Raw genomic sequence first — 17,571 nt, forward strand, 5'->3', positions numbered from 1 at the left:
CTGCCAGCGACATCGGCGTGCTTATCGCGACCAGCCCCGCACTGCAAGGGCTGGCGCGTCGTAATTCAAATCGGCCATGTCGCCCATGGATACGGTTCATGACGCCTTCGGACGCACACTCCACGGCAAAACAACTAGCTGTTTCTGATGAGCAGCCTTGCGGCACCACAACAACGATTAGCCACCTTTTGCCGGCCGCACACGGCCCCGAGGAATACACGATGGACGTCACCGCAACCCTGAGCCTGGGCGATCCACTGGAACCTGCACGCAAGGCCACCGCCGAGATGCTGCAGACCCGCGAGCGCACCTACTCGCTGCCCCAGCCTTTCTACACCGACGAGCGTCTGTTCCAGATCGACATGCAGGAGATCTTCCACAAGGAGTGGCTGATCGCCGGCATGACCTGCGAGATCCCGGCCAAGGGCAACTACATCACCCTGCAGATCGGCAAGAACCCGATCATCGTGGTGCGTGGCGCCGAAGGTAAGGTGCACGCCTTCCACAACGTCTGCCGCCACCGCGGTTCGCGCCTGTGCGTCAGCGACAAGGGCAAGGTGGCCAAGCTGGTCTGCCCGTACCACCAGTGGACCTACGAGCTGGACGGCCGCCTGCTGTTCGCCGGTACCGAAATGGGTGCCGACTTCGACATGAACCAGTATGGCCTGAAGCCTGTGAACGTGAAGGTCGCTGGCGGCTACATCTTCATCAGCCTGGCGGAAAACCCGCCCGCCATCGACGAGTTCCTGGCCACCCTGGACCACTACATGGAACCGTACGACATGGAAAACACCAAGGTGGCGGTACAAACCACCTTGATGGAAAAGGCCAACTGGAAACTGGTGCTGGAAAACAACCGCGAGTGCTACCACTGCAATGGGTCGCACCCTGAACTGCTGAAAACCCTGCTGGAGTGGGACGACACCAACGACCCTCGCGCCGACCAGGCCTTCAAGGACCACGTAGCCGCCTCCGCCGCTGCCTGGGAAGCCGAGAAGATCCCGTACCTGCACAAGAGCCATGGCCTGCGTAACCGTATCGTGCGCATGCCGCTGCTCAAGGGGACCGTGTCGATGACCATGGATGGCAAGCAGGCATGCAAGAAGCTGATGGGCCGCATCAAGAACCCGGACCTGGGCTCGATGCGCATCCTGCACCTGCCACACTCCTGGAACCACTGCATGGGCGACCACATGATCGTGTTCACCGTGTGGCCGATCAGCGCCCAGGAAACCATGGTCACCACCAAGTGGCTGGTGCACAAGGATGCCGTGGAAGGCGTGGACTACGACCCTGAGCAGATGCGCAAGGTCTGGGACGCAACCAACGATCAGGACCGTCGTTTGGCTGAAGAGAACCAGCGTGGGATCAACTCCACTGCGTATCAGCCTGGGCCTTACTCGAAGACCTACGAGTTTGGCGTGGTCAACTTCATTGACTGGTATAGCCAGCGCTTGCTGAACAATCTGGGCGCGGAACCTGCGCCTTACCTGAAAGAAGTGCAGGCGCAGTAACTGCCCGGGATAAGCGGATAGCGACAGATGTCGCTATCCGTGTTTCTAAAATGGGGTTACTTCCCTCTGTCTGATGCCGGCCGCTGAAGTGTTCACATCTGCGGGAGGCGGAGATTCTCGCCGCCTCACAGGGACAGGCGTGCCCGGTTTCCATGGCTTCTCCCGAGCCAGCCCCCAAGCCTCATAGCCCGTCGTTGCGAGCGACACAACGGTCAGCGCAGCCAAGGCCCATGTCTGCCAGTTGTTTTCAGGATCGGCCGTTCTCACAAAACCAATGGTCAACCCCGCAACGCCAGCGACCGCACTGACGCTGGACAAAGCCCATTCCTGTCGTGTTGGCGGCATAATCGACGGTGAAAGGCTTTCCACGGCAATTCTTCGACTAGCGCCCACCTGCTTGACGAAAGCTCTGAATCGTAGCGCGCTGATGAACACAGCTAACAGGTTGGTAAGGATACTTAGCACTGGCAGCACGTAATCCTCTGCCTTTTGCCCTGTGGGATCGCGATGGTTGACCGGCTCACCAAGACAGTAGACATAAGCGTTGAGCCCGCCTTCGTCGAACGGGCTTCGCGTGTCCGGCGACTGGAAACGCATCAGCGAGGGTGTGTAGGTACGATGGCCATTTCCCAGTGGGTAATTCCCGGTCACTGGGTCCCGATACTCTCCACAGAATGCCAGCCCTGGTGCGCAGGCGGCGCTCATGACTCCATAAGGCGCATAGGCACGCGGGCCACCGGGATGCGTTCCCAGTACAGATTGCTGCCGATCGACATTGAGCAGGTATGTCGCCATGAGTTATTCACAAATACGAAGATCTGTGGATACGGTAATGGTTGGTTGGAGATTTGCGTACTGGCAAAAATGTCAGGTAGGCCCCTGATCATTATTTGACCATATCAGCCAAGATCCCATGTTCATTGGGCTACAGCGGACTTCATACACCTTGTCCACAGAGACACCAACAGAGTTTGTGGGCAACCGATGAATTTTCTGCAATCGCCCTGTTGATAAGTGACTTAAAGGCCTGATTTTCAGGCATCGCGCAGGATTCAGGCGGGATTGATCAATTTTCGAACAAATCTGTCAAAACCTTTTACTACGCCGCTTACAGGTGATGCCGAACAGATTATCCACAGACCGGCTAACAGCGATTGTGGGCAAAATCAGCAGGGTGCTGCCGTGCTTTGCATGCGAAGGCAGGGATAAGACTGATCGTTTTTTGATCAAAAGCTTGGAGGCCACGTGATACAGGGGCTGCGGCCATGCGCCAACACTTTATCCACACCTTGGCGAACAGATTTGGTGGGCAAAAGCGACCGATCGAGGCTGTGTATGGAATGTAGGAGCGGCCTTGTGTCGCGATGGGCCGCAGCGCGGCCCCAGGATCTCGACTACGAATCAAGATAACCGGGGCTGCTGCGCAGCCCATCGCGACACAAGGCCGCTCCTACACCGGGACCGCGTGAGGCTCTAGCGCAGCACGCCCTCTTCCACCAGCAGCTTGAGAATGGCCTCGGCGCCTTCCTGCGGAGAAACGTCCTTCAGCACCTTGCCACCGCCGCCACTGGCCTTGGCCGTCGCTGCCTTCATCCGGTCGGCACCGCTCTTGGCCTTGATCACCTTAAGCCGCTTGGGCCGTGGGCGGGCTGGCTGCAGTTCGGCTTCGGCCAGCAGTTCGTCATCGACGATAGCCACGTTGCGTGCCGCCAACACCCCCCGACGCGCCGGCCCGAAAGCGCTCTGGCGCGGCTTGGGCGCAGCGTTATCCACAGTCGCCAGCAACGGCAGGCGCACCTTCAGCCGACGCCGCTGACCGCGCGGCAGCGCCTGCAATACCTGGGCGGTGCCGTTGTCGATCGACTCCACTTCAGCCAACCCCACGATCAGCGGCCAGCCGAGCTTTTCGGCCAGCAGGAACGGCAACATGCCCGACCCTTCGCCGGTCTCGGCCTGGCTACCGGTCAGCACCAGCTGTGCCCCGGCATCGCGCAGGTAATCCCCGAGCACGCCCAGCACGTCGGCACCAGCCGGCTGCTCCAGCACATCCAGATGGTCCAGGCCCATCCCCAGGTAGGCGCGCAGCGCCTCTTCCCGTGGGTCGCCGGCATGCACCACCTGCAAGTTATCCCCAGCCAGCTGCAAGCCCAGCTCCACGGCGCGCGCATCCTGCTCGGCGCGGCGAGCGCGGCCGGAGCTGGGGTGGGCACCGATGGAAACCAGGCTGATCACTTTCGTACTCATGCTCGTGCCCTTATGCGGCGTCGCGCTGGCCGCCGCTGCGGTAGTTGTCCACAGCCTCGATCAGCGCCTGGAGAATCGCCGAACTGTCACCAATCACCGACAGGTCGGCCCGTTTGATCATGTCGCAGCCCGGGTCCATGTTGATAGCAACCACCTTGTCGCAGGCGCCGATGCCCTGCAGGTGCTGGATCGCGCCCGAGATACCCACAGCCACGTAGACCCGCGCGGTAACCCAGGTACCGGTGGCACCCACCTGGCGGTTGCGCGGCATGAAGCCGTCGTCGACCGCCACCCGCGAGGCGCCTTCGGTGGCGCCAAGGGCCGCGGTGGCCTTGTGATACAGGTCCCAGTCCTTGACCCCGTTGCCGCCCGAGACGATGAACTCGGCTTCAGCCATGGCAATGGTGGCCGGGTCCACGGCCACCGAGCCGAGGTCTTCGATGCGCGACAGGCTGCGCGCCATGCTTGTGGACAACTCCACCGGCAGCGCTTCGTGACGGGTTTCGCTGACCGGCTCGGCGCACTCGGCCGCCGCCAGGATCAAGCGTGGTACGGCGCGCTGCAGGTCTTGCTGGCCGGCACCGGCTCGGCCGATGCACTGGCCGTCCTTGACCTGCCATACCCGCGTTGCCGGGCGCTCGCCCAGTGCCGCGCCCAGGCGTCGGCCCAGTTCGCCACCACCGGTGCGGCTGTCGGGCAGCAGCCAGTGGCGCGGGGTGAACTGGTTATCCACAGCCCGCAGGCCTTGTACCAGTTGCTCCGGTGCATAACCTTCGAACGCCTCGCCTTCGATGACCAGCAGGCGGTCGACCCCGGCTGTGGAAAAGTTGCTTTCCTTGTGCTCGCCAAACACCACTGCCAGCACCGCACCGTCGCTGCCGGCCAGGCTGTGGGCCAGGCCGAGCAGGTCGCGGTCGTGGCTGCTCAGGCGGCCACCGACCATGTCCGGCACCACGGCGATGTAGAACGCCGGCGCCGGCACCTGGTGCAGCGGCAGCTTGACCTCGGCCGCCGCCGTGCGTCGCCCGCCCACGGCGGTGCCCTGCTGGGCGCCGCTGCGGTCGATGCGCTTGATGCCGGCCGGGCCGATGAAGCCTGCGGCAATCGCATGGGGGTTCTTGCGGATGAGGCCGTTGGGCCCCATCCAGCTGGTCTGCTGCGTCTGCATCGCTGCATGCAGCGGGTGCAGACGGTTACGGGCGATCCACTCGGCGCGTGGGTCGCGGCGGATAATGTCGCTCATCAGTGCACCTCCGCAGGTTCACGTTTGGCCGTTTGCGGCTTTGGGGCAGAGGGCGCGTCCTCTTCGATCAGCACGTCGGCCACCAGTTCGGCCAGGTCCTTGATCTGCGGGCGCGGTTCGACCACACCTTCAAGCATGGCGGTGCATTGTGGGCAACCCACGGCCACCAGCTCGGCCTCGGTCTCGCGGATGTCGTCCATGCGCATGTCCGGGATACGCTGCTTGCCAGGGATGTCGGTGATCGGCGCACCGCCACCACCGCCGCAGCAACGGGAACGGAAGCCCGAGCGCTGCATCTCGCGCACTTCGATACCCAGGGCCTTGAGCACGGCACGCGGAGCTTCGTACTCACCGTTGTAACGGCCCAGGTAGCACGGGTCGTGGTAGGTGACGCTGCCGCCCTTGTGCTGGCCGAGGTTGAGCTTGTTGGCCGCGATCAGTTCGGCGATGTAGGTGCTGTGGTGCTGCACCTGATAGTCGCCGCCCAGGGCGCCGTACTCGTTTTTCAGCACATGGAAGCTGTGTGGGTCGCAGGTGACGATGCGCTGGAACTTGTACTTGGCCAGGGTCTGGATATTGCGTTTAGCCAATTGCTGGAAGGTCGCTTCATCGCCCAGACGGCGCGCCACGTCGCCGCTGTCGCGCTCTTCCAGGCCGAGCACGGCAAAGTCCACGCCCGACGCCTTGAGCACTTTGACGAACGAGCGCAGGGTGCGCTGGTTGCGCATGTCGAAGGCACCGTCACCGACCCAGAACAGCACCTCGGTGGTTTTCACCTCCGACAGCAGTTGCAGGTTGAGGTCGGCGGCCCAGTTCATGCGCCCGCCAGGGGCGAAGCCGCCCGGGTTGTCGGTAGCGATCAGGTTGTCCAGCACTTCGGCGCCCTTGTTCGGGGTGGCGCCTTTTTCCAGGGTGAGGTGACGACGCATGTCGACGATGGCATCGACGTGCTCGATCATCATCGGGCATTCCTCGACGCAGGCACGGCAGGTGGTGCACGACCACAGCGTTTCGGCGTCGACCAGGCCATTGACGATCGGCTGGTGCGGGTGGCCGCCATGCTCACCGATCGGTTTGCCCGGGTATGGGCTGCCGGCGAACTGCGCGTCGGTGCCACCGGCCAGGCCGATGACCATGTCCTGGATGAGCTTTTTCGGGTTCAGCGGCTGGCCGGCGGCAAAGGCCGGGCACATGGCTTCGCATTTACCACATTGCACGCAGGCGTCGAAGCCCAGCAGCTGGTTCCAGGTGAAGTCCACCGGCTTTTCCACGCCCAGCGGCGCGTTCGGGTCTTCCAGGTCCAGCGGCTTGAGGCCGGTGGAACGGCCGCCGCCAAAGCGTTCGGCGCGGCGGTGCCAGGCCAGGTGCAGGGCACCGGCGAAGGCGTGTTTCATCGGGCCGCCCCAGGTCATGCCGAAGAACAGCTCCGACACGCCCCACAGCACGCCCAGGCCGAGAATGCCCACCATCACCCAGCCACCGGTGTTGGCCGGCAGGATGCCGGCAACCGGCAAGGTGGCGATAAAGAAGCTAGCGGCAAACGCCAGCAAGCTCTTCGGCAGGCGCATCCACGGGCCCTTGGACAGGCGCGAAGGCGGGTTGAGGCGGCGCTTGAAGACGAAGATGGCGCCGCTGAACATGATCACCGTGGCCACCAGCAACGCGTAGCCGAGGATCTTGCTCTGCAGGCCGAAGCCGTGCACGAGGATCGCCAGTACGGCCGACAGCACGAAGCCGCCAGCGGTAGCCACGTGGGTCTTGGACATGTACTTGTCGCGCTCGACCACATGGTGCAGGTCCACCAGGTAGCGGCGTGGCATGGCCAGCAGGCCGCCGATCAGGTTGACCTTGGACGGCCGGCCACGCCGCCACATGCGCACCCGGCGCAGGGCGCCGAGCACTGCCAGGCCAAGGGCAGCGAACAGCAGGATTGGTAGAAGGGTGTTCAACATGGGAGGCTCCCACAACAGCTGGATTCTTGCGCCACTCTGAAGGTGGGATTGGCCCCTTGTAGGAGCGGGTTTACCCGCGAATGCGTCAGATCAGACAACTCTGTTGCTTGTGCTGACGCTTTCGCGGGTGAACCCGCTCCCACAGGGACCGCGCCCGGTGGCGACGATTTTTCTCGATCAGAAGTCCTTGCACAGGCGCAAGGCGTCGTAGATCGCCGCATGCACGTTGCGCTGGGCCACGCAGTCGCCGATGCGGTACAGCAGGTAGCCTTCGCCCGGCTGGCTGAGGATCGGCTGTGGCTTGATGGCGAACAGCGCCTCCACGTCGATCTGGCCTTTGTTGCGCGAACCTTCCTTCAGTGCGTAGTACAGCTGCTCGTCAGGACGCACGCCGTTCTCCACCACCACCTGGTCGACCACGCGCTCTTCCTTGGCACCGGTGTATTCGTTTTCCAGCACCGCCACCAGCTTGTCGCCTTCGCGGTAGACCTTTTCCAGCATCATGTCGCCGGTCATGATCACTTCTTTCGGATACATGCTGCGGTAGTAGGTCGGGAAGGTTGTACCGCCCATGGCCACGCCTGGCTTGATGTCGTCGGTGACGATCTCGACCTGGCTGCCCTTGTCGGCGATGAAGTCAGCCACCGACATGCCAGTGAACTCGCAGATGGTGTCGTACACCAGCACGTTCTTGCCCGGCGCAACCTTGCCGTCGAGCACGTCCCAGCTGCTGACTACCAGCCCTTCGGCGGCGCCCCAGTGCTCGTTCTGCTCCAGGAAGGAATGCCCACCTACCGCCAGCACGATGATGTCGGGGCGCAGGTCCTGAATGGCAGCCACGTCGGCGGCGGTGCCCAGGCGCAGGTCGACCTTCAGGCGCGCCAGCTCCAGCTGGTACCAACGGGTGATACCGGCGATCTGGTCACGCTGCGGCGCCTTGGCGGCGATGGTGATCTGCCCGCCAATCTGCTCCTTCTTCTCGAACAGGGTCACGTCGTGGCCACGTTCGGCAGCCACACGGGCCGCTTCCATGCCGGCCGGGCCGGCACCAACCACCACCACCTTGCGCTTGGCACCGGTGGTCTTCTCGATGATGTGCGGCACGCCCATGTATTCACGGGAGGTCGCGGCGTTCTGGATGCACAGCACATCCAGGCCCTGGTACTGGCGGTCGATGCAGTAGTTGGCACCGACGCACTGCTTGATCTGGTCGATCTGGCCCATCTTGATCTTGGCGATCAGGTGCGGGTCGGCTATGTGCGCACGGGTCATGCCGACCATGTCCACGTAGCCACCTTCGAGGATACGGGTAGCCTGGTTCGGGTCCTTGATGTTCTGCGCGTGCAGCACCGGTACCTTGACCACTTCCTTGATGCCGGCCGCCAGGTGCAGGAACGGCTCCGGCGGGTAGCTCATGTTCGGGATGACGTTGGCCAGGGTGTTGTGGGTGTCGCAACCCGAGCCGACCACGCCGATGAAGTCGAGCATGCCGGTGGCGTCATAGTAGGCAGCGATCTGCTTCATGTCCTCGTGGCTGAGGCCATCGGGGTGGAATTCGTCGCCACAGATACGCATGCCCACGCAGAAGTCGTCACCGACTTCGGCGCGCACGGCCTTCAGTACTTCCAGGCCGAACTTCATGCGGCCTTCGAAGGTGCCGCCCCATTCGTCGGTACGCTTGTTGACCCGTGGGCTCCAGAACTGGTCGATCATGTGCTGGTGCACGGCCGACAGTTCCACGCCGTCCAGGCCGCCTTCCTTCGCACGGCGGGCAGCTTGCGCATAGTTGCCGATCACGCGCCAGATCTCTTCCACCTCGATGGTCTTGCAGGTGGCGCGGTGCACGGGTTCACGGATACCCGACGGCGACATCAGGGTCGGCCAGTTGAAGCCGTCCCAGCGCGAGCGACGGCCCATGTGGGTAATCTGGATCATGATCTTGGCGCCATGCTTGTGCATGGCGTCGGCCAGGTTCTGGAAGTGCGGGATGATGCGGTCGGTCGACAGGTTGACCGACGCCCACCACTCCTGCGGGCTGTCGATGGCCACCACCGACGAGCCGCCGCAGATCGCCAGGCCGATACCGCCCTTGGCCTTTTCTTCGTAGTACTTCACGTAGCGGTCGGTCGTCATGCCGCCGTCAGTGGCGTAGACCTCGGCGTGCGCGGTGCTGAGCACACGGTTGCGGATGGTCAGTTTGCCGATCTGGATCGGCTGGAACATTGCTTCGAATGCCATGACGCTATCTCCGGCTTACAACGGCTTTGTAACGAACAGGCCATCTTCGTGGCCTTCTTCCGACCCGCCATAGACCTGTTCGGCCACAGTGCGGATCGAGCTGCCGCGGGCAGCGAGAATCTGGTCCATGGCGCCGGCGAACCAGCCGGTGAACATGTAGTCGACCTTGCGGCCGCACTTGCCATAGACGTACACGAACGCGGAGTGCTTGAGCTTGACGCTGCAGGTGCCTTTGTCGAGGTCGATGTCCTGGATTTCGAACAGGCCCCAGCCACGCTGGCTCAGGCGCTTCATGTAGTGCTCGAACACCGCCACGCCTTCCAGGCCATGGCACTCGGCCTCTTTTTCACACCAGTGCCAGGCGGACTTGTAGCCGGCCTTGTAGAGGATCTCGGCGTACTTGTCGGCGCCCAGGACTTCTTCGATGCCCATGTGGTTGTTGACGAAGAAATGGCGCGGCACATACAGCATCGGCAAGGCGTCGCTGGTCCAGACACCGGTCTCGCTGTCTACTTCGATTGGCAATTGCGGGGCGATCTTGGCCATGGAAACTCAACTCCATAAAATTTTTTATCGGGATGCCCCGGCGTTGCTGGCAGGGGCTTTCAGGCTTGGAGAGCGGCTTACTCGCCCCACACGTCCTTGAGGACGTTGACCCAGTTCTCACCCATGATCTTGCGCACCACGCGCTCGGAGTGGCCGCGCTTGAGCAAGGTTTCGGTGAGGTTGGGGAATTCGCCCACAGTGCGGATGCCCAGCGGGTTGATGATCTTGCCGAAGTTGGTCAGGCGACGGGCGTAGCCCTTGTCGTGGGTCAGGTATTCGAAGAAGTCCTGGCCGTGGCCCTGGGTGAAGTCGGTACCGATACCGATGGCGTCTTCACCGACGATGTTCATGGTGTACTCGATGGCTTCGGCGTAGTCGTCGATGGTCGAGTCGATGCCCTTGGCCAGGAACGGCGCGAACATGGTCACGCCGACGAAACCGCCGTGGTCGGCGATGAACTTCAGCTCTTCGTCCGACTTGTTGCGCGGGTGCTCTTTCAGGCCCGAAGGCAGGCAGTGCGAGTAGCAGACCGGCTTTTTCGACTCGAGGATGACTTCTTCGGAGGTCTTGGAGCCCACGTGGGACAGGTCGCACATGATGCCGACGCGGTTCATTTCGGCAACGATCTCGCGACCGAAGCCCGACAGGCCGCCGTCTCGCTCGTAGCAACCGGTACCGACCAGGTTCTGGGTGTTGTAGCACATCTGCACGATACCCACGCCCAGCTGCTTGAACACGTCGACGTAGGCGATCTGGTCTTCGAAGGCGTGGGCGTTCTGGAAGCCGAAGAGAATGCCGGTCTTGCCCAGTTCCTTGGCCTTGCGGATGTCGGCGGTGGTGCGTACCGGCATCACCAGGTCGCTGTTATCGCGGATCAGCTTCTGGCTGGCGGCGATGTTGTCGACGGTAGCCTTGAAGCCTTCCCAGACCGACACCGTACAGTTGGCCGCAGTCAGCCCGCCTTTGCGCATGTCTTCGAACAGCTCGCGGTTCCATTTGGCAATGATCAGGCCGTCGATGACGATGCTGTCGGCGTGAAGTTCGGCTGGGCTCATCAGGCTGTCCCCTTTTATTGAATGGGTTTGCGCCAAACCTTATTGCCGGCGCTTTGGGGCCAGCATATGCCTGTGCCCAAAGGCGCCCCGATGCAAAAACGACAGGGGGTTTGCCGAAAGCGTCAATGCGCGACATCGCGCCCTCTGGCGCGCCGTCTGGCGATGAGAGACAGTCTCGATAACGACATTTCCGGCCGTTTCATGAACATTTCTTCAGGGAGCTATCGTCTTGTCGGCGGCTGAGCGAGAATCCAGCCGATTCGTCAGCCTTGTTGAGGAGAAAACGGATGAAATCAATGGCATGGCTGGTACTGCTGGCTGTCGTATCGGGCGCCCAGGCCGGCGAGGAAGAAAGCACCCCGTGCGACAACGTCGAGACCGACCAGCAGACATTCGCTTGCGCGGCGTTCAACAAGCAGACGGCCGAGCGTGAACTTAAGTCGGCGTATGACGACCTGATACAGCGCATTCGCGACCAGTACGCCGACGAAGGCGACAAGGCAGACGCCTTGGCCGGGCGTATGGAGGCGGCCGAGAAACTGTGGACGCAACTGCGCGATGCCGACTGCAAGGTCGAAACCTATGCCGAGAAACCGGGCAGCAAGGCGTTCGAAGCAGCGTGGAACACCTGCGTGGCACAACGCAGCGATGACCGCTCGGAGTACCTGCAGTCCATCGGCCAGCAGTAAGGGAGTTCCTCGGCAGGAAAGGCTTTCGGCTTATCTGTCTTGACGATCCGAACCAAAGTGCGTCCCCGGCGCCTCACCCGAGGTGCCGATGATGAACTCGATCGGAAACCAAGACATGACCTCTACTATCAGCAAGACCGACATGAACAGCGCCATTGCCGCCCTGAAGAAAGAAGGCGAAGAACGCGCCGTCATGGTTGCCAACACCGTCTGCATCTTTGCCCCGGATGTACCTGCCAGCGTTGCCGAAGACGTGCTCGATGGCATGCGCTTGATGAACCTGTCGGCAAACAAGAAGTTCGACAAGGAAACCCAGCAGCGCGAGTGGTACAACTTCTACAACGACGGCCTGGGCAAGTTCGGCTGGACGCTGACCGGCGCCGCCCATGTCGAGGAGGCAATCGACAAGGACACCCACACGCTGGCCACCCTGGTGCCGCAGATCGTCACCGTCCAGATCGGCGCCAGCCACCGCCTGAGCCGCTGTGTAAAACGCTCCTTCGAAGTGATCGTGCAAACACCCAAGGCGCAGCAACTGCTCGAAGAAAGCAGCGTGAGCGTTTCGGGCAAATCCAGCACCATTCAGATTTCGGCCTGCGAGATGACACCGCAAGGCCTGCCGATCATGCACATGACCAGCGTTCAGCTGAGCTATGACAAGGCCGAGAAAACCGCAGGGTCCGCTGGCCGCATCATCGACAAGTCGAATACCCGTGTATACCGGGCCTCGCAACAGGGCTCGTTCAGTGTTCGCCACTTCGACGCCATGCGCGAAGCCGTCAGGATGAAGTTGGCCAGCCAGGCGTTCGACATCCTGGCATTGGACATCTGACCTGCACCTGGCGCCGCCATGCGGCGCCAGGTTCCCCTTCCTACGCCTACGGCGAGGGCCAAAAGCATGCCCACCAAACCTGCCACCCAACCCTGGGAAGACCTTCATGCCTGCTTGCGCCTGGCGCAACTGGAAGCCAACCAGGTTCACGATCGCCAACAGGATGGCCAGCGCTGGTTCAGCCGTTTTCTGCAGGGCCTGGAGAACAGCGGTGTCGAACTGATCGAACGGACGACGAAAAGCATCAACTGCGTACCCACGGATGCTGTGTTTCAAGACGTCTTCAACGGCTGGATTCCAGCGCCCCAACGTCGCAACCTCAAGTTCGAGCGGGTTGCCAACGACATACTTAATGGCTTGAAACAGCCAGACCTCGCCCTGCTGCGCAGCACCTCGGCCAGCTCGCACCTGCGCATCGAGTTTGACCTGGATGACAGCGCCAGCCCGCTGGCGATCATCTTTCACCTGTGCTGCGCGACCGCCCCGGATACCCCGCGGACGCGCGTGGCCCTGCAGCTGGACCACCTGGGCGCGAAACTCGACACCCGGGCTTTCGAGGCGCGGCGAGTACAGGTCGAAAACCGCCTCCAGGCGATTTCTGACCTCGATCAGTTCTGATCCGGCAGCTGCGGCTTGAGCGCCTGACGTTCTTCACGCGGACAGCGCCCAAAGCGTCTTTTGTACCGGCGGGTGAAGTACGACGGCAGCTCGAAACCACAAGCCACGCTGACCTGCGTGATGCTCATCTGCGTCTGACGCAGCAGCTGACGCGCCTTGTCCAGACGCAGGTCAAGATAGAAGCCACTGGGCGTATCATTCAGGTACAAGCGAAACAAGCGCTCCAGTTGACGCCTGGTGATCATGGCACGGGCGGCCAGCTCCAATGTGCTCAACGGTGGCTCGGTATGCTTTTCCATCTCGCCGATCACCTGCACCAGCTTGCGGTTGCTGATGCCATAGCGTGAGGCGATCTGCATCCGCTGATGATCCTGCCGCGGCCGAATACGGCCCAACACGAATTGCTCCGAAACCTGCACCGCCAGCTCGCTGCCATGGGATTGCGCAATCAGGTCGAGCATCAGGTCGATCGAGGCAGTACCGCCCGCACAGGTGATGCGCCGCCGGTCAATTTCGAACAGTTCCTGGGTGGCCTGCAGGCTCGGGTAGTTCTCCTTGAACGCCTCCAGCGCCTCCCAGTGCACGGTGGCGCGGTAGCCGTCGAGCAGGCCGGCCTCGGCCAGCACCACCGCGCCGGTATCGATGCCACCCAGAACCACCCCCTCATGGTCCAGGCGGCGTAGCGCCTGCTGCAGCGCCGACCCATAACAAGCCAATGGCTCGAAACCGGCGACGATCAGCAGGATGCCACCAGGCTCGCCCGCCGCCAGCGCCGCGTCGGCGTTCACCGACATGCCATTGCTGGCCTGCACCGCCCCACCGTCCAGGCTCAATACCTGCCAGCGATACAACGGGCCCTTGAAGCGGTTGGCCACCCGCAGTGGTTCCAGGGCACTGATGAAACCCATGGCCGAGAACCCGGGCAACAACAGGAAGTGAATGATTTGCGGCATTGCATGCTCCACGGCAAAGGTGGTCGCCTCCGTGCAAATGTTGGTCGCCAGGGTGCGATTTTCCACCCTGACAGCAGCGTAGCTTCTTCATACGACCCAGAGAGGTCGAACCCCAATAACAATATGCACTGCCGATGGAGAGCCACCATGCACAGCTTGATCCGCCGCAGCCTGTTGACCCTTGCCCTGAGCAGCATCGCCACTTCCCCACTATTCGCCGCCGAGCCCGCGGCTTGCAAGAACGTCCGTCTGGGCGTGGTCAACTGGACCGACGTCATCGCCACCAGCGCCATGGCGCAGGTGCTGCTCGATGGCCTTGGCTACCAGACCAAGCAGACCAGCGCTTCACAGCAGATCATCTTCGCCGGCATCCGCGACAAGCGCCTGGACATGTTCCTGGGTTACTGGAACCCTATCATGACCCAGACCATCACACCGTTCGTCGACGCCAAACAGGTCAAGGTGCTCGACAAGCCGAGCCTGGAAGACGCCCGCGCCACCCTGGCGGTGCCCAAGTACCTGGCCGACAAGGGCCTGAAGACCTTCGCCGACATCCACAAATTCGAGAAGGAACTGGGTGGGAAAATCTACGGCATCGAACCAGGCTCCGGCGCCAATACCCAGATCAAGGCGATGATCGCCAAGAACCAGTTCGGCCTGGGCAAGTTCCAGCTGGTCGAGTCCAGCGAGGCCGGCATGCTCGCCGCCGTCGACCGCGCGGTGCGGCGCAACGAGGCTGTGGTGTTCTTCGGCTGGGCACCGCACCCGATGAACGTGAATATCGACATGGTCTACCTGGGCGACAGCCAGGACGCCCTGGGCCCGGACGAAGGCCGCGCGACAGTGTGGACGGTGACCGCGCCAGACTACGCCGAGCGCTGCCCCAACGCCCACCGCCTGCTGGCCAACCTGAACTTCAGCGCCGAGGACGAGAGCCGCATGATGCAGCCGCTGCTCGACCACAAGGATGCGCTGGAGTCGGCCCGCCAGTGGCTCAAGGACCACCCCGAGGACAAGGCCCGCTGGCTGGAGGGTGTGACCACCTTCGATGGCAAGCCGGCTGCTGACAACCTCAAGCTCACTGCCAACTGACACCCCCCCTTCGCAGCACAAGGCTGCTCCTACAGGTACAGCGCATAGAACAAGGTCTGCGCAGACCCTGTGGGAGCGGGCATGCCCGCGAAAAGGCCACCACAGCTCTCTCAAGGAACCCCGACATGAACCACGACGTCATCATCACCTGCGCCCTCACCGGCGCCGGCGACACCGCCTCGAAAAGCCACCTTGTTCCAGTCACCCCCAAGCAGATCGCCGAGTCTGCCGTAGAGGCCGCCAAAGCCGGCGCCACCGTGGTCCACTGCCACGTGCGCGACCCGCAAACCGGCCGCTTCAGCCGTGACGTGGCGCTGTATCGAGAAGTCATGGAGCGCATCCGCGAAGCCGACGTGGACATCATCGTCAACCTTACCGCGGGCATGGGTGGCGACCTGGAAATCGGCCCGGGTGAAACACCACTGGAGTTCGGCGCGGGTACCGACCTGATCGGCCCACTGGAGCGTCTGGCCCATGTCGAAGCGCTGCTGCCGGAAATCTGCACCCTCGACTGCGGCACCCTCAACTTCGGCGACGGCAACTCGATCTACGTCTCCACCCCGGCACAACTACGCGCCGGCGCCAAGCGCATTACCGAGCTGGGGGTAAAAGCCGAGCTGGAAATCTTCGACACCGGCCACCTGTGGTTTGCCAAGCAGATGATGAAGGAAGGCCTGCTCGAAGACCCGCTGTTCCAGCTGTGCCTGGGTATCCCGTGGGGCGCTCCGGCCGATACCACCACCATGAAGGCGATGGCCGACAACTTGCCGCCAAACGTCACCTGGGCCGGGTTCGGTATCGGTCGCATGCAGATGCCGATGGCCGCACAGGCGGTGCTGCTGGGCGGCAACGTGCGGGTGGGCCTGGAGGACAACCTTTACCTGGACCGTGGCGTGCTGGCCAGCAACGGCCAGTTGGTCGAGCGCGCGGTGGAAATCATTTCGCGCCTTGGCGCCCGTGTGCTGACCCCGGCCGAAGGCCGGGAAAAGATGAACCTCAAACGCCGCTGACACTTTCAGGAGCCCAACATGACCTTCATCACCGAGATCAAGACCTTCGCCGCGCTGGGTAGTGGCGTGATCGGCAGCGGCTGGGTCGCGCGCGCCCTGGCCCACGGCCTGGACGTGGTCGCCTGGGACCCGGCGCCAGGCGCCGAGCAGGCCTTGCGCAAGCGCATCGCCAACGCCTGGCCGGCACTGGAAAAGCAAGGCCTGGCACCAGGCGCATCACAAGACCGCCTGAAGTTCGTCGCCACCATCGAGGAATGCGTCCGCGATGCCGATTTCATCCAGGAAAGCGCCCCTGAACGCCTGGACCTGAAGCTCGACCTGCACGCAAAGATCAGCGCCGCCGCCAAACCCGACACGATCATCGGTTCCAGCACCTCGGGCCTGCTGCCCAGCGAGTTCTACGAGTCGGCCACCCACCCCGAGCGCTGCGTGGTCGGCCACCCGTTCAATCCGGTGTACCTGCTGCCGCTGGTGGAAATCGTCGGTGGCAACCGCACCGCCCCCGAGGCCATCGAAGCGGCCCGGACCATCTACACCGCCCTGGGCATGCGCCCGCTACACGTACGCAAGGAAGTGCCCGGGTTCATCGCCGACCGCCTGCTCGAAGCGCTGTGGCGCGAAGCACTGCACTTGGTCAACGACGGCGTGGCCAGTACCGGCGAGATCGACGATGCCATCCGTTTCGGTGCCGGCTTGCGCTGGTCGTTCATGGGCACGTTCCTCACCTACACCCTGGCCGGTGGTGATGCGGGCATGCGTCACTTCATGGCCCAGTTCGGCCCGGCGTTGAAACTGCCCTGGACCTACCTGCCGGCGCCGGAACTCACCGACAAGTTGATCGACGATGTGGTCGAAGGGACCTCCGAGCAACTGGCGGATCGCAGCATCGCCGCGCTGGAGCGCTATCGTGATGACACCCTGTTGGCAGTGCTGGAAGCGGTAAAGACCAGCAAGGCCAGCCACGGCATGGCTTTCGGCGACTGAGGAGACCGCGATGCCCGCACTGATCACCTACCGCACCCCGGTCCAGGAGGACTGGGTCGACTACAACGGGCACCTGCGCGATGCCTACTACCTGCTGATCTTCAGCTACGCCACCGACGCGCTGATGGAGCGCATCGGCCTGGATGCCGACAGCCGCGGCCAGAGCGGTAACTCGCTGTTCACCCTGGAGGCGCACATCAACTACCTGCACGAAGTGAAGCTGGGCACCGAGGTATGGGTGCAGACGCAGATCATCGGCTTTGATCGCAAGCGCCTGCATGCGTACCACAGCCTGCACCGGGCAGGGTTCGCCGAAGCGCTGGCGGCCAGTGAGCAGATGCTGCTGCATGTGGACCTGGCGGGGCCGAGGTCGGCACCGTTCAGTGAGCGTAGTGTCGAGTTGCTGCAAGGGTTGGTGGATGAGCAGCAGGATGTGCCCCCGGCTGAGTTCGTCGGCCGTGTGATAGCCCTGCCTACACCAAACTGAGCAGCAACATATGACCTGTGGGAGCGGGGGGGGGGGGGGGGGGGGGGGGGGGGGGGGGGGGGGGGAAGGGGGGGGGGGGGGGGGGGGGGGGGGGAGGGGGGGGAGGGGGGGGGG

Annotated in this window: 16 protein-coding genes; 8 read left to right on the plus strand and 8 right to left on the minus strand. The window is 62.9% G+C overall.

Annotation, left to right across the window (positions count from 1 at the left end):
* Positions 1 to 221 precede the first annotated feature (221 nt).
* A complete protein-coding gene (gene gbcA, locus ACLCGK_RS12815; protein ID WP_410952124.1) occupies positions 222 to 1,514 on the plus strand; it encodes a glycine-betaine demethylase subunit GbcA in 1,293 nt (430 codons plus the stop codon).
* A 45-nt stretch (positions 1,515 to 1,559) separates the two neighbouring features.
* Here the strand turns inward: gbcA and ACLCGK_RS12820 are convergent, their stop codons facing one another.
* The 7 genes from ACLCGK_RS12820 to ACLCGK_RS12850 form a co-directional block, all read right to left on the minus strand.
* Complete coding sequence (locus tag ACLCGK_RS12820) at positions 1,560 to 2,309, minus strand: RHS repeat-associated core domain-containing protein (protein WP_410952125.1); 750 nt, start codon at positions 2,307 to 2,309, stop codon at positions 1,560 to 1,562.
* A 678-nt stretch (positions 2,310 to 2,987) separates the two neighbouring features.
* Positions 2,988 to 3,758: an electron transfer flavoprotein subunit beta gene (locus ACLCGK_RS12825; RefSeq protein ID WP_400738071.1), complete on the minus strand. Its 771-nt coding sequence runs from the start codon at positions 3,756 to 3,758 to the stop codon at positions 2,988 to 2,990.
* A 10-nt stretch (positions 3,759 to 3,768) separates the two neighbouring features.
* Positions 3,769 to 5,001: an electron transfer flavoprotein subunit alpha/FixB family protein gene (locus ACLCGK_RS12830; protein ID WP_410952126.1), complete on the minus strand. Its 1,233-nt coding sequence runs from the start codon at positions 4,999 to 5,001 to the stop codon at positions 3,769 to 3,771.
* The gene (gene dgcB / locus ACLCGK_RS12835) at positions 5,001 to 6,953 is read right to left on the minus strand and encodes a dimethylglycine demethylation protein DgcB (protein WP_410952127.1); all 1,953 of its coding nucleotides are present in this window, start codon (positions 6,951 to 6,953) and stop codon (positions 5,001 to 5,003) included. Before dgcB ends, ACLCGK_RS12830 begins: the two co-directional genes overlap by 1 nt.
* Before the next feature lie 177 nt (positions 6,954 to 7,130).
* Positions 7,131 to 9,191, minus strand: a complete 2,061-nt coding sequence (gene dgcA / locus ACLCGK_RS12840; protein ID WP_410952128.1) for a dimethylglycine demethylation protein DgcA — start codon at positions 9,189 to 9,191, stop codon at positions 7,131 to 7,133.
* A gap of 15 nt (positions 9,192 to 9,206) precedes the next feature.
* Positions 9,207 to 9,737, minus strand: coding sequence for a DUF5943 domain-containing protein (locus tag ACLCGK_RS12845; RefSeq protein ID WP_013970507.1), 531 nt, complete (start codon positions 9,735 to 9,737; stop codon positions 9,207 to 9,209).
* 77 nt (positions 9,738 to 9,814) lie between these two features.
* Positions 9,815 to 10,792 carry a dipeptidase gene (locus ACLCGK_RS12850; RefSeq protein WP_003257506.1) on the minus strand — a complete coding sequence of 326 codons (978 nt, stop codon included), beginning with the start codon at positions 10,790 to 10,792 and terminating at the stop codon, positions 9,815 to 9,817.
* A 287-nt stretch (positions 10,793 to 11,079) separates the two neighbouring features.
* Between ACLCGK_RS12850 and ACLCGK_RS12855 the strand changes: the two genes are divergently transcribed.
* From ACLCGK_RS12855 to ACLCGK_RS12865, 3 genes are all read left to right on the plus strand, one after another.
* Positions 11,080 to 11,481, plus strand: a complete 402-nt coding sequence (locus ACLCGK_RS12855) for a lysozyme inhibitor LprI family protein (protein WP_003257504.1) — start codon at positions 11,080 to 11,082, stop codon at positions 11,479 to 11,481.
* Between the two features lie 115 nt (positions 11,482 to 11,596).
* Entirely contained in the window at positions 11,597 to 12,313 is a 717-nt protein-coding gene (locus tag ACLCGK_RS12860; protein WP_080958440.1) for a hypothetical protein, read from the plus strand.
* A 66-nt stretch (positions 12,314 to 12,379) separates the two neighbouring features.
* Positions 12,380 to 12,931, plus strand: coding sequence for a hypothetical protein (locus ACLCGK_RS12865; RefSeq protein WP_410952129.1), 552 nt, complete (start codon positions 12,380 to 12,382; stop codon positions 12,929 to 12,931).
* On the opposite strand, the gene ACLCGK_RS12870 is transcribed toward ACLCGK_RS12865, so the two are convergent.
* On the minus strand, positions 12,922 to 13,884 hold the full coding sequence (locus tag ACLCGK_RS12870; protein ID WP_410952130.1) for a GlxA family transcriptional regulator: 963 nt from the start codon (positions 13,882 to 13,884) through the stop codon (positions 12,922 to 12,924). The two genes, ACLCGK_RS12865 and ACLCGK_RS12870, sit on opposite strands and share 10 nt — an antisense overlap.
* A gap of 147 nt (positions 13,885 to 14,031) precedes the next feature.
* On the opposite strand from ACLCGK_RS12870, the gene choX reads away from it, so the two are divergent.
* The 4 genes from choX (at position 14,032) to ACLCGK_RS12890 (ending at position 17,457) form a co-directional block, all read left to right on the plus strand.
* Positions 14,032 to 14,976, plus strand: a complete 945-nt coding sequence (gene choX / locus ACLCGK_RS12875; RefSeq protein ID WP_015268643.1) for a choline ABC transporter substrate-binding protein — start codon at positions 14,032 to 14,034, stop codon at positions 14,974 to 14,976.
* A 125-nt stretch (positions 14,977 to 15,101) separates the two neighbouring features.
* The gene (locus tag ACLCGK_RS12880; RefSeq protein ID WP_015268642.1) at positions 15,102 to 15,986 is read left to right on the plus strand and encodes a 3-keto-5-aminohexanoate cleavage protein; all 885 of its coding nucleotides are present in this window, start codon (positions 15,102 to 15,104) and stop codon (positions 15,984 to 15,986) included.
* Positions 15,987 to 16,004: 18 nt separating this feature from the next.
* A complete protein-coding gene (locus ACLCGK_RS12885) occupies positions 16,005 to 16,970 on the plus strand; it encodes an L-carnitine dehydrogenase (RefSeq protein ID WP_139657352.1) in 966 nt (321 codons plus the stop codon).
* A 10-nt stretch (positions 16,971 to 16,980) separates the two neighbouring features.
* Complete coding sequence (locus ACLCGK_RS12890; RefSeq protein ID WP_085721787.1) at positions 16,981 to 17,457, plus strand: thioesterase family protein; 477 nt, start codon at positions 16,981 to 16,983, stop codon at positions 17,455 to 17,457.
* Positions 17,458 to 17,571: the final 114 nt, after the last annotated feature.

This window comes from Pseudomonas sp. S1(2024) (assembly GCF_046557535.1).

What these genes read in the sequence shown, in the direction of transcription:
- gbcA (WP_410952124.1), top strand. Translation starts at nt 222, where the DNA reads ATGGACGTCACCGCAACCCTGAGCCTGGGCGATCCACTGGAACCTGCA.
- ACLCGK_RS12820 (WP_410952125.1), bottom strand. Translation starts at nt 2,309, where the DNA reads ATGGCGACATACCTGCTCAATGTCGATCGGCAGCAATCTGTACTGGGA.
- ACLCGK_RS12825 (WP_400738071.1), bottom strand. Translation starts at nt 3,758, where the DNA reads ATGAGTACGAAAGTGATCAGCCTGGTTTCCATCGGTGCCCACCCCAGC.
- ACLCGK_RS12830 (WP_410952126.1), bottom strand. Translation starts at nt 5,001, where the DNA reads ATGAGCGACATTATCCGCCGCGACCCACGCGCCGAGTGGATCGCCCGT.
- dgcB (WP_410952127.1), bottom strand. Translation starts at nt 6,953, where the DNA reads ATGTTGAACACCCTTCTACCAATCCTGCTGTTCGCTGCCCTTGGCCTG.
- dgcA (WP_410952128.1), bottom strand. Translation starts at nt 9,191, where the DNA reads ATGGCATTCGAAGCAATGTTCCAGCCGATCCAGATCGGCAAACTGACC.
- ACLCGK_RS12845 (WP_013970507.1), bottom strand. Translation starts at nt 9,737, where the DNA reads ATGGCCAAGATCGCCCCGCAATTGCCAATCGAAGTAGACAGCGAGACC.
- ACLCGK_RS12850 (WP_003257506.1), bottom strand. Translation starts at nt 10,792, where the DNA reads ATGAGCCCAGCCGAACTTCACGCCGACAGCATCGTCATCGACGGCCTG.
- ACLCGK_RS12855 (WP_003257504.1), top strand. Translation starts at nt 11,080, where the DNA reads ATGAAATCAATGGCATGGCTGGTACTGCTGGCTGTCGTATCGGGCGCC.
- ACLCGK_RS12860 (WP_080958440.1), top strand. Translation starts at nt 11,597, where the DNA reads ATGACCTCTACTATCAGCAAGACCGACATGAACAGCGCCATTGCCGCC.
- ACLCGK_RS12865 (WP_410952129.1), top strand. Translation starts at nt 12,380, where the DNA reads ATGCCCACCAAACCTGCCACCCAACCCTGGGAAGACCTTCATGCCTGC.
- ACLCGK_RS12870 (WP_410952130.1), bottom strand. Translation starts at nt 13,884, where the DNA reads ATGCCGCAAATCATTCACTTCCTGTTGTTGCCCGGGTTCTCGGCCATG.
- choX (WP_015268643.1), top strand. Translation starts at nt 14,032, where the DNA reads ATGCACAGCTTGATCCGCCGCAGCCTGTTGACCCTTGCCCTGAGCAGC.
- ACLCGK_RS12880 (WP_015268642.1), top strand. Translation starts at nt 15,102, where the DNA reads ATGAACCACGACGTCATCATCACCTGCGCCCTCACCGGCGCCGGCGAC.
- ACLCGK_RS12885 (WP_139657352.1), top strand. Translation starts at nt 16,005, where the DNA reads ATGACCTTCATCACCGAGATCAAGACCTTCGCCGCGCTGGGTAGTGGC.
- ACLCGK_RS12890 (WP_085721787.1), top strand. Translation starts at nt 16,981, where the DNA reads ATGCCCGCACTGATCACCTACCGCACCCCGGTCCAGGAGGACTGGGTC.